The sequence below is a fragment of the Enterobacter cloacae complex sp. 394F7 genome (genome assembly GCF_057320385.1).
Genome location: NZ_JBXWCS010000002.1, coordinates 195,152 through 209,340, shown reverse-complemented (window position 1 = coordinate 209,340; position 14,189 = coordinate 195,152). Strand labels below are relative to the sequence as shown.

The following is a 14,189-nucleotide window of genomic DNA, read 5'->3' as shown; positions in this document are numbered from 1 at the left end:
TGTAAAAGATGACGGATAATGATAACAATCGGACTGTCCCAAACGCGCTCCCGGTCGGGTATCGCTTCAACGAGTTTGAAATTAAAGAGGTGATTGGCGGCGGCGGATTCGGCATCGTCTATCGCGCCTGGGATCACCAGCTCGAACGCACTATCGCTATCAAAGAATTTATGCCTTCCTCGCTCGCCGTGCGCGGCGACGACATGACGCTGGTACTGCGCAGCGAACGCTTTGGCAAAGCGTTTTCGGCGGGGCTGAACAGCTTCATTCAGGAAGCCCGCCTGCTGGCGCGCTTCAACCACCCGAACCTGCTGCACGTGTTGCGCTTCTGGGTGCAAAACGATACGGCCTACATGGGGACGCTGTTTTACAGCGGCACCACGCTTTCTCGCCTGCGCGAAGAGAAGCCGGAGCTGATTAACGAGGCATGGATCCGTCGTACGCTGCCGATGCTGTTTGGCGCAATCAAGACCATCCATGATGAGGGCTATCTGCACCGCGATATTTCGCTGGATAACATTCAGATCCAGGATAACGGCCTGCCGGTGCTGCTGGACTTCGGCTCCGCGCGTCGCACCATCGGTAACCTCTCTGACGAAACCGAGACCATGCTGCGTCCGGGCTTTGCGCCTATCGAGCAGTACACCGACGACAACGAAAGCGAGCAGGGACCGTGGACGGATATCTACGCGCTCGGCGCGGTGCTGCGCACCCTGATCGTGGGCTCACCGCCGCCGGTCAGCGTGGTGCGTTCCATTCAGGATACCTGCAAACCGCTGGCGGAAATCCAGCCGCAGGGGTACTCCCTGTCGCTGTTGCAGGCTATCGACCGTGCCCTGGCGTTGCACATGGAAGACCGTCCGCAGTCTATTGATGAGTTCGCGGCGTTAATCGAGATGCCGGTCGCCGGTATCGATGACGTGTTGACTGCTAAAAAACCGGGCACCATGCTGGTGCCGGTGGAAGAAGAGGCACCGGCTTCGGCGTTTGACTGGCGTCGTTACAAGATCCCCGGGATGGTTGCCGCGGGTGTGCTGGTCGGGGTGGTCGCTGGCGCGATGCTGTTCAGCGGCGGCCACGATGCGCCAGAGCAGGCTACGCAAGCGCCGGAAGCATCCCGCACGACGGAAACCGCATCGAACGCGCCAGATGTCAAACCGGAGACCGCGAAGGTGAGCGAACAAGCGGCAACGCCTGCGACAGCGCAACCGACGCCGCCACCGGTTGAAGCCAGCCCGATTGCTCTGGTCTACATTCGCATCCTTGACGGCGAGACGTTGAAAGTGAACGGCGAGCCGAAAGCGCTGCGTCCGGCGAACAACGGCTATGCATCGCTCAAGCTGCCAGCGGGTGAGGTGAGCATTGAACTGCAGGGCAACGGCAGAACCCGTAGCCAGACGCTGGATATCGTGAAGCCTGGCACCTGGCTGGTGAATCCGTAGGAATATAAACAGGAGATCTTATGGAAGTGTACGATCTTAGAAGCCAAAGACTTCATCCAAAGGAATTCGAAAAGATTGTCTCTCCTGTGTATGCACGGAGCGATGTAGGTCGTGAATTTGTCGTGGTTCGTGGAGTATCTAATCCATTTCACAGCATAGACGGCCTGAGTATACGACATCGCTTCGAATTTAACCCTAATGCGGTATTCGATCCGCTATATGCTCAGAACCTGAATAAGATTGAGCGATTAATTGACTCAGGGGAAGTGGTTTTAATTGCTCAACGCCAACGTACAAAATCCACTTACCCTTTTTTCATCGCTGAATCGGGTGATTTATTTTGTGTTGATCCGACGATGTACAACTCGGCTTTTGTAAATTACATCATCGAGCGCTATCGCCATAATGTGGCTCTGTTCGGAAAACCTTCTCCAACGAGAGATACGTTTGTTCCCGCCACGGCTCAATATGGGCCTGGATATTGGAAGACGGTAGACAATGATTATCATGGCACAAAAAATGTTCTGATTATGGCGATAAACCGACTGACAAGTATGGGGGATGAGGGGCGAGTTTTTGGATCTGACGGCAAAGATTATATGAATACGTCACGTGATAAAATTCAACATTGGACGCCTTTACCTGATGATTTAGATAGTGTTTCTCGTGCCTTAATATCGGAAAAGTCTGTAATCAGGCGATATGGTGAAGCACGATCGATTTATCAAAAGTATCAGGAAGGGGATGATGCCTGGGCTGTAAGTGGTAAATCATGGCAATGGATACCGGGAGTCAGAGAAGAAGATTATGAATTTAAAAAATAAATTATGGTATTTCTGGGGATGTATGGATGTCCTGGCAGTCATGCTTTATTTTGTGAATACAATTCGGCAGGGTAGAATTCCATTTATTTCTGATATCGTGGCGTTTAGTGGCCTTTCCAGCGATGTTGCAAGCGGTGGTTATAGCGTTCTGGTATTTCTTTTTTTTATTTTGGATTTAGCTCTCTTACTTTCGCTATTTGCTTCTGCCTGGTTCTTCTTTAAAAGAAAAACATATGCGATTAAGTTTGCGATTATCCAAGAGGTTTTGCGGTTTATTTCTTTCAGATGTTCAGTAACGCTATTTCCTCTGTTAGTAACCGTGTCTGGAATATCAAGCACTTGGCTGAATTTAGGGTTGTTTGTTTTATCTGAGTGTCTGAAATTATATTCTATGCTCTATTTGATGAGCAACAGGAAAACAGAACGTAGTTTAAATGACTCGCGTTGATTGCTGAAAATAAATTTTCTTTGCGAAATTTAAATTACGTTGGTGCCCAGTATGACTGCGAGAGAAAAAATATTCTACTTTTGGGGTGTCATGGATGTCATTGGGGCTGTGTATTACGCCATTGATTCCTGGGGTTTTCTGGGTGGAGATTGGGTTTCAGCATTAGTGAATCTGGCTTTGCTAGTGTACATGACATGGTTCGGAGGGGTAGATGATACGTTGCAGGGGACGTATTACCTTGTTTATGTGTTGATACCGCTGGTGTTGCTTTTTTCTGCGTGGTTTTTTTTCAAGAAAAAGCATTATGCTGTTAAGTTTTCATTGTCGCTTGAGGTTTTGCGCATTATCACTTTACGAAGCTCAGTACCTTTTTTCCCTATGATTGCAGGTGGATTAGGATGGGGCGGATTAAAAGTAAATATCTCTCTTCTTGTCCTGTCTGAAATAGTAAAGATAGGTTCACTTATTTATCTCATAAAAAGTCAACCCGCCATAAATAAGTCGGCTGAATCAGAATAGTATTCAGCATGTCAGATCTACTGACGTAATCATTTGTGTCGCATAAGCCATATGGAATAACGATTATGCTCAACCGAATTACCGCCCAGCTCCCCGTCGAGGGGCTGCTTTTCTGGAAACTCTCCGGCCGCGAGGCGATGTCCGAGTCGTTCGCCCTGACGCTGACCCTGCTCGGCACGGATGCGCGTATCGACCGCAGCAAACTGCTGGGCCAGCCGGTCACGGTGACCATCCCGACCCAGAACCTGCTTACCCCGCGCTACATCAACGGCAAAGTCACGCGCGTGGCGGTGAGCGCCGTTGAGCTGACGGGTACACGCTATGCGGTGTATCAGCTGACGGTGGAGCCGGACCTGTGGCCGATGAAGCGCGACCGTAACCTGCGTATCTTCCAGGGGCAGACGGTGCCGCAGATTGTGAAAACCCTGCTGGGCGAGCATCAGGTCAACGTGGAAGATAAGCTCACCGGCAGCTACCGGGTGTGGGACTACTGTGTCCAGTATCAGGAGTCGAGCCTGGACTTCATCAGCCGCCTGATGGAGCTGGAGGGGATAGCGTATTACTTCAGCCACGAGGCCGACAAACACACCCTGGTGCTCACCGATGCCGCGACGCAGCATCAGCCATTCAGCGGCTACGAGGTCATCCCCTATCACCAGACGCCGTCCGGCGGCAGCACGGACGAAGAGGGCATCAGCCAGTGGGCGCTGGAGGACAGCGTCACGCCGGGCATTTACAGCCTCGACGACTACGACTTCCGAAAGCCGAACGCGTGGTTGTTCCAGGCGCAGCAGAACCCGGCGTCGCCGAAACCGGGCAGCATCGACGTGTACGACTGGCCTGGGCGCTTTGTGGAGACCGGGCATGCAGAGTTCTACGCCCGCATTCGCCAGGAGCGCTGGCAGGTGGAGCATCAGCAGATTCAGGCCACGGCCACGGCAGCGGGTATTGCGCCGGGCCACACCTTCACCCTGACCAACGCACCGTTCTTCAGCGATAACGGTGACTATCTGGTGACGGCGGCCGGGTATCATCTGGAAGAGAACCGCTATGCCAGCGGCGAAGGGGAGACCATCCACCGTATCGATTTCACGGTTATCCCGGCGTCGGTGTCGTTCCGTCCGGCGCAGTCCACGGCGTGGCCGCGTACCTACGGCCCGCAGACGGCGAAGGTTGTCGGGCCCCAGGGAGAGAGCATCTGGACGGACAAATACGGCCGCGTGAAGGTGAAATTCCACTGGGACCGTCTGGCAAAAGGGGACGACACCAGCTCCTGCTGGGTGCGTGTGTCGAGCGCCTGGGCGGGCCAGGGTTACGGCGGGGTGCAGATCCCGCGCGTGGGCGATGAGGTGGTGGTGGACTTTATCAACGGTGATCCGGACCGTCCGATTATCACCGGGCGCGTGTACAACGATGCCAGCATGCCACCGTGGGCGCTGCCGGCAGCGGCGACGCAGATGGGCTTTATGAGCCGCACGAAAGATGGCTCCGTGGATAATGCCAACGCCCTGCGGTTTGAGGACAAGGCGGGTGCGGAACAGGTGTGGATCCAGGCCGAGCGCAATCTCGATATCAACGTCAAAAATGATGAATCGCATGCCACGGAAAAAAATCGAACCCAATATGTGGGAGAGGATGAAACCTTACGGGTGGCAAAAAATCAGAAGGCAGGGGTTAAAGGGGATGTGGTCTGCCTGACGGGCAACAGCCGCAGCGATAAAGTTGTTAATAACTTTATTATTTCAGCGGGCAATACGTTGAGGCTGGAGTGTGGTGAAAGCGCTATCGAATTATCAAAAGACGGGAGCGTGAATATCATTGGCAATAACTTTAACTTTACCGCAAAACAGAGTGCGCAAATAAACACGCTTTCCGGGGAACTGCATCTTAACCCTGCTGATGGCAGCAATGCCATCGATGCGCCAGGGGCATCCCACCAGACGGCAATCCAGCAGGAAGTGGATGGTTTTTTTGTTATTAATGCCAATAAATAAGAGTAACTCAAATGGCTGAATATATTCTCCAGGAAGCTACCCTGGCGTTACCAGATGTATATAAAGACAGAACCATGAATTTATTTACCCTGAGCGAAAATGGTGCCAGTGAGTTTACCTTCGTTGTTTCTCGTGCCAGTGTAAAAAAAGATGAGAGTGTGCATGATGTGGCAACTCGTCTGGTGCGTGAGTTAGAAATTACCGTACCAGATTTTAACCTGACGTCCTCGCATATGACCACTGTTGATAATCACGCGGCTGCGGAGCTTTTTTATCATTTTAAAAATGATGGTACGACCGTTTTTCAGAAGCAGACCATTATTTTAATGGACGAGCATCCCGCTGGGCGAAAAATGGTGTGTTACATCGGTACCTGTCCTGGTGAGTTTAGCGATTATTATCACAATCAATATCAAGCAATTATCCGCAGTATCAAGTTCCATAAGCCAGCTCCGACCGAAACCAGAGACATGCTTGAGGCCAACACAGAGGGGCCATTTTTTGCACTTGATAGCGAGAGTAAGATACTCAGCGTGTTTAAAAACATTCAGGAGCTTTACGGGCATCTTTCGCTTCAGCGGGCGAAAGAGGGACACTATTTACTTTTTGACAAGCAGGGGGCTCCTTTAAGTATTGCGCCTGTCCCGGGCAGTCAGCCTCTTCGTTACGCGCTGTGGACTCTTTCTGCAGAAAAATCCCACCACTTAATTTCACAGCTTTCTGTTTGCCGCCAGGTCTCAGGTTCTGACGACCTCAACTCAACAGATCAGATCCGCAAGTATCTGATGGCGCAGAGAGCCGAATAGTCATGTCCGAATGTCTGGCCGCACGTGTAGATGACGAGATTGCTCATACAGCCTCAAAAGGATGGATGATCGCTGGGCTTGTAGGTGGGGCAATTCTGGGAGCAGCTGCCGTTGTTGTTACCGGTGGGACCGCTCTGGTAGCCGTTTCTGCTGTCGCCGCAGGGGCGTGTGCTGCCGGTGGTTTGGGTGAGGTCCTGGGAAGTATGTCATGGGCACCGCGTCACACTACGGGTACGTTGAAAGAAGGTTCGCCCAATGTTTTTATCAACAGCCGAAAGGCTATCCGCGCTCATCTATCGGCCGGAGAGTGTGACGAACACAGCGGCAGCCTGCAACGGGTTGCAGAAGGTTCGATAAAGGTTTACATCAACAACTTTCCTGCTTCTCGCACTGGCGATAAGCTGACATGCAGCGCTGAGATTAGCCAGGGTTCGCGTAATGTTATCATTGGTGGAGGCAAGGTCCAGACCGATGAAATAAGTCCTGAAATTCCTGAATGGGTAAACTGGACGATGCTCGCCGTTGGTGCCGGAGCGGTGGCGGTGCTGGCCAGTCCGGCAATCGCACTTCTGAGCACTCTCGGTGCAATGGGCGGTGGAACTATTGGTAGCTACGCGGGTGGGATGCTTTTTGGCGAAGGTAGCGACGGTCAGAAATGGGGGATGCTAATCGGCTCCGTTATCGGCGGCGGGGCTGGCATGAAGGGCGGGGCACGATTTGATGCGTGGCGTGCTGGTAAGCCTGTTCTCAAACCTGTTAAGCCAATTGTTTCGGCCCGAAGAGCTGAACTTAATAAAAAATTTGGACGCACGGGCGATCTCAATAGAGATATTAATATCCGTGCAAATCAAAAAATTGTTGGTGATTTTATGCGTTCTCAGGGTGTTGAAGAAGGAAAAATATCATCTTATCTCACCGGTATAGATCTTGAGCAGAGAGTGACAATTGAAACAATTAATAAAGGGAAAATAGCTTATCAGAATCAATCCCCTGGGAATTGGCAAGGAAACTGGTATTCACTTGACGAATCGACCCCTCCCACAAAACTTGGAATTAATCCAAATGGAGAGGTTAGGGATACGGGATTAATTGTTCCTAAAGAAGTAAAAGCTTATCAGGCGCAACAAAAAGTAGAAATGCTACGAAGTAGTGCCGCACCAGCCTTGGACACGTGGTCTGTACCAGACAAACCTTTCCAGACAGAAGGCGGTGGGATACAATGGTTTACCACTAAGCGTGATATTTGGACTCCCTATAATGAATGACATGACAGCTCTAAATTATGTTGAAAAAGCATTAACTTTAGCAAAAAAGAGATATGCTGAGGTTAAGAGTCTCAATCCCCATGCACCTCTTTTGCAAATGTACGACTCTATAGTACAACAATTATTATTTCTACGAGATTTAATCGAAGGCAAGGAAAAGGATAAAGCGAAATTATGGGAAATGACGTTCGGTATGTATGCAGTGAAGGAGTTTGACAATTCTGATGAGTTGTTTTTTGAAAGATTGTCGGATGCTTGGTTTATTGTGGATCAAATCCGCCGAGGGTTAAAAGTTAGGCTGCCGCATGAGGTTAATGCCAGTTACAGAACAAAGCAAGAATATCTCAAGATGAAGTATCCTGATGAGTTTTAGGAGTGGATATTAAATATATTTTTATTATGGGTGAATGGTGATTGATTTACATGCTAATTTGAATGTGTTGTTAAAATATGTTGATAAATATCGTAAGTACTTACCTATTAACAGCCCTTCAGTCCAGCGGAAGATGCAGTATGTATATAATAATGATAAACCATTAGAATCATCTTTTGAATGCGATGCACAACAACAATGGGACTTAACCCCATCATGTAACATCTCACTAGCGGCATCACGGGATCGTGCTGTCGGTGCGCTTATTGGTCTTGCGGTTGGAGATGCTGTAGGTACCACACTTGAATTTCTACCACGTGACAGAGCACACGTTAAGGATATGATAGGTGGTGGGCCATTTCGACTCCGCGCAGGCGAATGGACGGATGATACATCCATGGCATTATGTCTTGCGGAAACTCTACTTGAGAAAGGTGATGCTGATACTATATGCTTCAGGAATAAGCTTCTGGGATGGTATCAGCATGGTTATAACAGTTCAAATGGCATCTGTTTTGATATAGGTAATACAACTCGATTTGCTTTAGAGCAATATTTAACTGTTGGTCCGGGGTGGAGCGGTAATACTGCGCCAGAAACTGCAGGTAATGCTTCCATTATCAGACAAGCACCTGTCTCTATTTTTTTTAGAAAATCATTAAGCAAAGCGTTTTATGAAGCTAAAAAACAAAGTATCGCAACACACGGTGCCGCGGAAGCAATAAATAGCACACAGTATTTAAGTTATTTACTTGTGCATATGATTAACGGTAGCAACAAAAATTTTGTTTTTTCTCCGCACGTTATGCCGCTTCAACCACGTGTAATGATTATCAACGCAGGTGAGTATAAGCAAAAAAAACGCGATCAGATTCGTTCAAGTGGTTATGTAATCGATACGCTTGAGGCCGCGATGTGGTCCGTATGGAATACTGATAATTTCCGGGATGCGATTCTGCTGGCTGCCAATCTTGCCGATGACGCTGACAGCGTTGCGGCGACGGCGGGACAAATAGCAGGTGCGTTGTATGGTTATTCCGGTATTCCGCTGGAGTGGAAAAACAAGCTGGTCCAGCACGATAGAATTTTCCAAATGGCAGGTGAATTGTTCGATAGGGCACCCGAGGATACTTTTTTATAAATACAACATAGTACGGTTATTCTCCCGTGCCGTGTATTTAGGCGCTAAAGCCATAATATAAAGATAATTCCGCCGATTACTTCTAATAATAAAAAAATCCACGCCAAAGCGTGGATTTTTTTCATTCATACCGACTCAGACGTTAAACAGGAAGTTCATCACATCGCCATCTTTAACGATGTAGTCTTTCCCTTCAGCACGCATCTTGCCGGCTTCTTTCGCGCCTTGCTCACCCTTGTAGGTGATGAAGTCTTCAAACGCGATAGTCTGCGCACGGATGAAGCCTTTCTCGAAATCGGTGTGGATCTTGCCCGCAGCCTGTGGAGCCGTTGCGCCAACAGGGATAGTCCACGCACGCACTTCTTTCACCCCAGCGGTGAAGTAGGTCTGCAGGTTGAGCAGGGCATAACCTGCACGGATAACGCGGTTCAGACCTGGCTCTTCCAGACCCAGCTCGGCCATGAACTCGTCTCGCTCTTCGTCATCCAGCTCGGCGATATCGGCTTCTACAGCGGCGCAAACCGGAACAACGACAGAACCTTCTTTCTCGGCGATAGCACGAACCTGATCGAGGTACGGGTTATTTTCAAAACCGTCTTCGTTCACGTTGGCAATGTACATGGTTGGTTTCAGCGTCAGGAAGCTCAGGTAGCGGATAAGCTCTTTCTCGTCTTTGCTCAGGTCCAGAGAGCGCAGCATGCCTGCGTTTTCCAGCTGCGGCAGACATTTTTCCAGCACCGCTAATTCGGCTTTGGCGTCTTTATCGCCACCTTTGGCTTTCTTGGAGATACGGTGGATCGCACGTTCGCAGGTATCCAGATCCGACAGCGCCAGCTCGGTGTTGATGACATCAATATCTTCCGCCGGGTTTACTTTGCCCGCTACGTGGATAATGTTGTCGTTCTCGAAGCAACGCACCACGTGGCCGATCGCTTCGGTTTCACGGATGTTGGTCAGGAACTGGTTACCCAGACCTTCACCTTTGGATGCACCTTTCACCAGGCCCGCGATGTCCACGAACTCCATGGTGGTTGGCAGAATGCGCTGCGGCTTCACGATTTCCGCGAGCTGGTCCAGACGCGGGTCGGGCATTGGCACAACGCCGGTGTTAGGTTCGATGGTACAGAACGGGAAGTTCGCCGCTTCGATACCCGCTTTGGTAAGCGCGTTAAACAGGGTGGATTTGCCCACGTTTGGCAGACCGACGATACCGCATTTGAATCCCATTTCTAAATCACCTTAATATCTTGATAATCAATCCGTTAACGATAAGCGACTGATGAAAAGTAAATAACTACGCCTATTATACACGTAACCCGCCTACCGCGCGGTAAAAATGCCGTATCGGGCAGATTATTGCGCTTTGAAAGCATGTAAGCGGTTTGTCGCTTTGGTTAACCCATCTTTGAGCCAGATTTCAGTGCAGCGCGCCGCTTCGTCTACCGCCTCATCAATCAGTTTCTGCTCAGAAACCGGGGGCTTACCCAGCACAAAACCAACAACTTTGTTTTTATCGCCCGGATGGCCGATTCCTACGCGCAAACGGTGAAAATTCGGGTTATTACCCAGCTTACTGATGATATCTTTCAGACCGTTGTGTCCGCCATGGCCGCCGCCCAGTTTAAACTTTGCCACGCCTGGCGGCAGGTCCAGCTCATCGTGAGCAACCAGAATCTCATCCGGATTGATGCGATAAAACGTTGCCATTGCCGCCACGGCCTTGCCGCTCAGGTTCATAAAGGTGGTAGGCACCAGCAGGCGCACATCCGCACCGGCGAGATTGATACGTGAGGTATACCCGTAGAATTTTGGTTCTTCACGCAGGGGAGCACGTAACCGTTCGGCCAGCAGATCAACGTACCAGGCCCCGGCATTGTGGCGGGTTGCAGCGTACTCTGCGCCTGGGTTGGCGAGGCCGACAATCAGTTTAATCGTCACGATTCAATTCCTAATGGGTTCCAGATCTGGCGCGTAGTTTACTGTCTGGCGCGCCGCTTGACAAAATTCTGCGACCTTAACAGCGAAATACGAATAATTACTTATTTGAACAATTAGAATTTCAAGCTGTTCAATGCGTTATTTGTAAATTTTTGTTTGGGAGTAATCTGTAATTGTGATCATTGACGCAACTCATAAAAGGGGCGTTGTCTATACTTTACACACAAGGAATAGGGACTTATTCCCTACAACCCAAAGTTCCGGAGGTGACATATGAAACGCAAAAACGCTTCGTTACTCGGTAACGTGCTGATGGGGTTGGGGCTGTTCGTGATGGTAGCCGGTGTGGGTTATTCAATTTTAAACCAATTGCCGCAGCTTGATCTCCCACAATACTTCGCGCATGGTGCGGTATTGAGCATCTTCCTGGGGGCGGTACTGTGGCTCGCCGGGGCGCGTGTGAGCGGTCATGAGGAAGTGTGTGATAAATACTGGTGGGTGCGCCATTACGACAAACGCTGCCGCCGCGACCAGCATAAGCACAGCTAGTGCGCATAGAATAAAGAACACTGAAACGACTCCAGATGGAGTCGTTTTTTTTTGCCTGAGGGGTTGACCCTCACGTAACGTAAGGCACCAGAGTGGCGTCACTGGCAAAATAAAAGGAGCAGTTATGTTGATTCAGGTGGGTGAACTGGCAAAACGCGCTGGGATCACCGTGCGCACATTGCATCACTATGAGCAAACAGGGTTATTGCTACCTTCTGCCAGAAGCGCGGCAGGCTACCGGCTTTATAATCTGGCGGATGTACAGCGCTTGCATATGATTCAGGCACTGGCAAAAGCGGGGCTGGAGCTTGCTGAAATCAGGGATTTTCTGGAGCAGGAGTCGCTTTCGTTAACGGAACTCCTCGATGCGCAAATCTGTTTGCTGGATAAACAGCTGCGCAGCATTAACACGCTGCGTGACAGGCTGGTGGACTTGCGCACCGGGCTTACCGGCGATGAAACGCCCGATCTGGAATCCTGGCTACAGACTCTGGAGTTAATGAATATGTACGATCGTTGGTTTAGCAAAGAAGAGTTACAGCAACTGCCGTTTGCGGTGCAGAAAGATGCGCTGGCGGCTGTCTGGTCAGGGCTGGTTACCGAGGCCAACACGCTGCTGGAACAGCACATACCCGTTTCTGACCCGCGGGCGATGGATCTCGCGACGCGCTGGATGGAGCGCCTGGAGCAGGACACTGCCGGCAAGCCGGAGTTTCTCACCCGGCTGAACGAGATGCACAGCGTCGAACCGCAAATGCGTGAGCAAACGGGCATCCCCGCAGAGATGACCGACTACATCACGCGGGCGTTTGCCGAATCGAAGCTGACCATCTGGGAAAAGTATCTCTCTGCCGATGAGATGGCTTTTACCCGGAAACACTACTTTGACCGCATGATGGAGTGGCCGCCGCTAGTGGCGAAGCTGCACCAGGCGCAGCGGGAAAATCTCGACCCCGCCTCTGACGAGGCGCAAAAGCTGGCTGAAACCTGGCTGGCGTTGTTCCAGTCATACGCAGGAACAAACCCTGAGACGCAGCAAAAGTTTCGCGCTGCTATGCAGCAGGAGCCGCATCTGATGAAAGGGACGTGGATGACGCCTGCTGTGCTTGAATGGCTCCAGCAGGCGATAGGGATAATGATGCAGAGACGTTTCTCCGCATCAGATGAATCACAGATCCGCTAACGCGGCGTCGCGGTTGGGATAGAAGGCAAGGCGGCCAGGGATCGGCTGCACGCCAGCGCGCGCCATAGTGCGCAGCGGCTGAAATTCCAGATTACTCACCCGCAGCTCACAGCCTTCCGGAAGACGTTTTACAAAGCGCTGGAAGGCGTCCAGCCCACCGGCGTCCAGCACCGGTACGGCATCCCATTTCAGCACCACAATCCGTTTGCCCGCAATGCGGGATTCCAGATCGCTGAACAGGCCTTCCGCCGCAGCGAAGAACAGCGGACCGATTACCCGCAACACCAGCACATCATCAGGCACCTCCACGTTTACCGGGGAAAGGCGCGTCATCTGCGCGATCCGGCGCATAAACAGCAGGGAGGCCAGCACGATGCCGACGCTGATGGCGATCACCATATCGAACAGCACGGTCAGCGACATACAGATCAGCATGACGATGATGTCGTCTTTCGGTGCGCGACGCAGCAGGTTCACCACCTTATGCGCTTCGCTCATGTTCCAGGCCACCATCAGCAGCAGGGCAGCCATGGCGGAGAGCGGCAGCCAGGAGAGCAGCGGCGCGAGGATCAGCAACGCGAGGATCACCAGCAGAGAGTGGATAACCGCTGAAACCGGTGAGGTTGCACCCGCGCGCACGTTGGCCGCAGAACGGGCGATAGCCGCGGTGGCTGTAATACCGCCGAAGAACGGAGCGATGAGGTTACCTAAGCCCTGGCCGACCAGTTCGCTGTTGGCTTTGTGCTTGGTACCGGTCATGCCATCGAGCACTACGGCGCAGAGCAGAGATTCAATCGCCCCCAGCATCGCCATTGAAAAGGCGGCGGGCAGCAGTGCACGCAGCGAATCCCAGCTTAAGGTAAAGCTGGAGCCGGGCATATCCCAGGGAAGAACCAGCTGTGGTAACAGTTGAGGAATACCGCTGCCCTGAGAACCGTCCGCCAGAACATAGTGGAACTGCGAGCCGATGGTGGCGACATGACCACCTAACATGTTGACGATGGCCATTACCGCACAGCCCAGCAGCAACGCAGGCAGGTGGCCAGGCAGACGAATGCCTAAGCGCGGCCAGACGATGAGCGTACCCAGCGTAACGATCCCGATGGCGGCATCGCCCATGTTGGCCGTGGGCAGTGCCATAAACAATGCCCCCACTTTCTGCAGATAGTGCTCAGGAACGTGAGGCATCTGCAGCCCCAGGAAATCTTTAATTTGCATCGTTCCGATGGTGATGCCGATCCCGGAGGTGAATCCCAGCGTTACGGAAAGGGGAATATATTCAATCAGCCGGCCAAAGCGGGCCAGGCCAAAGAGAATCAAAAAGAGGCCAGACATGAGCGTGGCAACCAGTAGGCCTGCCAGACCAAACTGCTGTGATACCGGATAGAGGATCACCACAAAAGCAGCGGTAGGACCGGACACGCTGAAACGCGAACCGCCCGTGAGGGCAATCACGATCCCGGCGACGGCCGAGGTATACAGGCCATACTGTGGAGCCACGCCGCTGCCAATCGCCAGCGCCATGGCCAGCGGAATGGCGATAATACCAACGGTGATCCCGGCAATCAGGTCACGGATAAAGCGTGACGAGGTGTATTTCTCTTTCCAGCATGCGTCGATGAGGGCGCGAAAGGGCAGAACATGTGAGGAAGTGATGTTTTTCACAATTATCTATCATCCGTATGCGCATCATCTGTCATATCAATG

The 14,189-nt window shown here is 51.5% G+C and carries 14 protein-coding genes; 11 read left to right on the top strand and 3 right to left on the bottom strand.

Annotated features, from left to right (window positions below):
• Positions 1-8 precede the first annotated feature (8 nt).
• The 9 genes from AC2FAK_RS03470 (at position 9) to tri1 (ending at position 8,812) form a co-directional block, all read left to right on the top strand.
• A complete protein-coding gene (locus AC2FAK_RS03470; RefSeq protein ID WP_095454531.1) occupies positions 9-1,442 on the top strand; it encodes a serine/threonine protein kinase in 1,434 nt (477 codons plus the stop codon).
• A 20-nt stretch (positions 1,443-1,462) separates the two neighbouring features.
• Positions 1,463-2,266: a DUF8093 domain-containing protein gene (locus AC2FAK_RS03465; protein WP_095454530.1), complete on the top strand. Its 804-nt coding sequence runs from the start codon at positions 1,463-1,465 to the stop codon at positions 2,264-2,266.
• Positions 2,250-2,714 carry a hypothetical protein gene (locus AC2FAK_RS03460; RefSeq protein WP_095454529.1) on the top strand — a complete coding sequence of 155 codons (465 nt, stop codon included), beginning with the start codon at positions 2,250-2,252 and terminating at the stop codon, positions 2,712-2,714. Before AC2FAK_RS03465 ends, AC2FAK_RS03460 begins: the two co-directional genes overlap by 17 nt.
• Positions 2,715-2,765: 51 nt before the next feature.
• Entirely contained in the window at positions 2,766-3,233 is a 468-nt protein-coding gene (locus tag AC2FAK_RS03455; protein WP_045903138.1) for a hypothetical protein, read from the top strand.
• Positions 3,234-3,298: 65 nt separating this feature from the next.
• A complete protein-coding gene (locus AC2FAK_RS03450; protein ID WP_095454528.1) occupies positions 3,299-5,227 on the top strand; it encodes a type VI secretion system Vgr family protein in 1,929 nt (642 codons plus the stop codon).
• 11 nt (positions 5,228-5,238) lie between these two features.
• The gene (locus AC2FAK_RS03445; RefSeq protein WP_095454527.1) at positions 5,239-6,033 is read left to right on the top strand and encodes a DcrB-related protein; all 795 of its coding nucleotides are present in this window, start codon (positions 5,239-5,241) and stop codon (positions 6,031-6,033) included.
• 2 nt (positions 6,034-6,035) lie between these two features.
• Positions 6,036-7,298 (top strand): polymorphic toxin type 46 domain-containing protein, encoded by a 1,263-nt coding sequence (locus AC2FAK_RS03440; protein ID WP_095454526.1) that lies wholly within the window; start codon positions 6,036-6,038, stop codon positions 7,296-7,298.
• Positions 7,291-7,671: an immunity protein Tsi6 family protein gene (locus AC2FAK_RS03435; protein ID WP_095454525.1), complete on the top strand. Its 381-nt coding sequence runs from the start codon at positions 7,291-7,293 to the stop codon at positions 7,669-7,671. The genes AC2FAK_RS03440 and AC2FAK_RS03435 overlap by 8 nt, the downstream gene beginning before the upstream one ends.
• Positions 7,672-7,708: 37 nt before the next feature.
• Positions 7,709-8,812 carry an ADP-ribosylarginine hydrolase Tri1 gene (gene tri1 / locus AC2FAK_RS03430; RefSeq protein ID WP_375714103.1) on the top strand — a complete coding sequence of 368 codons (1,104 nt, stop codon included), beginning with the start codon at positions 7,709-7,711 and terminating at the stop codon, positions 8,810-8,812.
• A 135-nt stretch (positions 8,813-8,947) separates the two neighbouring features.
• Here the strand turns inward: tri1 and ychF are convergent, their stop codons facing one another.
• Together ychF and pth are read right to left on the bottom strand one after the other, a co-directional pair.
• Positions 8,948-10,039 carry a redox-regulated ATPase YchF gene (ychF, locus tag AC2FAK_RS03425; RefSeq protein WP_013096225.1) on the bottom strand — a complete coding sequence of 364 codons (1,092 nt, stop codon included), beginning with the start codon at positions 10,037-10,039 and terminating at the stop codon, positions 8,948-8,950.
• Between the two features lie 126 nt (positions 10,040-10,165).
• Positions 10,166-10,750, bottom strand: coding sequence for an aminoacyl-tRNA hydrolase (gene pth, locus AC2FAK_RS03420; protein WP_013096226.1), 585 nt, complete (start codon positions 10,748-10,750; stop codon positions 10,166-10,168).
• A 273-nt stretch (positions 10,751-11,023) separates the two neighbouring features.
• Between pth and ychH the strand changes: the two genes are divergently transcribed.
• Positions 11,024-11,299: a stress-induced protein YchH gene (ychH, locus tag AC2FAK_RS03415; protein ID WP_013096227.1), complete on the top strand. Its 276-nt coding sequence runs from the start codon at positions 11,024-11,026 to the stop codon at positions 11,297-11,299.
• A 124-nt stretch (positions 11,300-11,423) separates the two neighbouring features.
• Positions 11,424-12,482 carry a MerR family transcriptional regulator gene (locus AC2FAK_RS03410; RefSeq protein WP_320736864.1) on the top strand — a complete coding sequence of 353 codons (1,059 nt, stop codon included), beginning with the start codon at positions 11,424-11,426 and terminating at the stop codon, positions 12,480-12,482.
• Here the strand turns inward: AC2FAK_RS03410 and dauA are convergent.
• Positions 12,468-14,147 (bottom strand): C4-dicarboxylic acid transporter DauA, encoded by a 1,680-nt coding sequence (gene dauA / locus AC2FAK_RS03405; protein ID WP_047352464.1) that lies wholly within the window; start codon positions 14,145-14,147, stop codon positions 12,468-12,470. The two genes, AC2FAK_RS03410 and dauA, sit on opposite strands and share 15 nt — an antisense overlap.
• Positions 14,148-14,189 lie beyond the last annotated feature (42 nt).

Excerpts from the sequence above, each read along its gene's own strand:
- AC2FAK_RS03470 (WP_095454531.1), top strand. The coding sequence starts at position 9 with ATGACGGATAATGATAACAATCGGACTGTCCCAAACGCGCTCCCGGTC.
- AC2FAK_RS03460 (WP_095454529.1), top strand. The coding sequence starts at position 2,250 with ATGAATTTAAAAAATAAATTATGGTATTTCTGGGGATGTATGGATGTC.
- AC2FAK_RS03445 (WP_095454527.1), top strand. The coding sequence starts at position 5,239 with ATGGCTGAATATATTCTCCAGGAAGCTACCCTGGCGTTACCAGATGTA.
- ychH (WP_013096227.1), top strand. The coding sequence starts at position 11,024 with ATGAAACGCAAAAACGCTTCGTTACTCGGTAACGTGCTGATGGGGTTG.
- AC2FAK_RS03440 (WP_095454526.1), top strand. The coding sequence starts at position 6,036 with ATGTCCGAATGTCTGGCCGCACGTGTAGATGACGAGATTGCTCATACA.
- ychF (WP_013096225.1), bottom strand. The coding sequence starts at position 10,039 with ATGGGATTCAAATGCGGTATCGTCGGTCTGCCAAACGTGGGCAAATCC.
- AC2FAK_RS03410 (WP_320736864.1), top strand. The coding sequence starts at position 11,424 with ATGTTGATTCAGGTGGGTGAACTGGCAAAACGCGCTGGGATCACCGTG.
- AC2FAK_RS03450 (WP_095454528.1), top strand. The coding sequence starts at position 3,299 with ATGCTCAACCGAATTACCGCCCAGCTCCCCGTCGAGGGGCTGCTTTTC.
- AC2FAK_RS03455 (WP_045903138.1), top strand. The coding sequence starts at position 2,766 with ATGACTGCGAGAGAAAAAATATTCTACTTTTGGGGTGTCATGGATGTC.
- AC2FAK_RS03435 (WP_095454525.1), top strand. The coding sequence starts at position 7,291 with ATGAATGACATGACAGCTCTAAATTATGTTGAAAAAGCATTAACTTTA.
- AC2FAK_RS03465 (WP_095454530.1), top strand. The coding sequence starts at position 1,463 with ATGGAAGTGTACGATCTTAGAAGCCAAAGACTTCATCCAAAGGAATTC.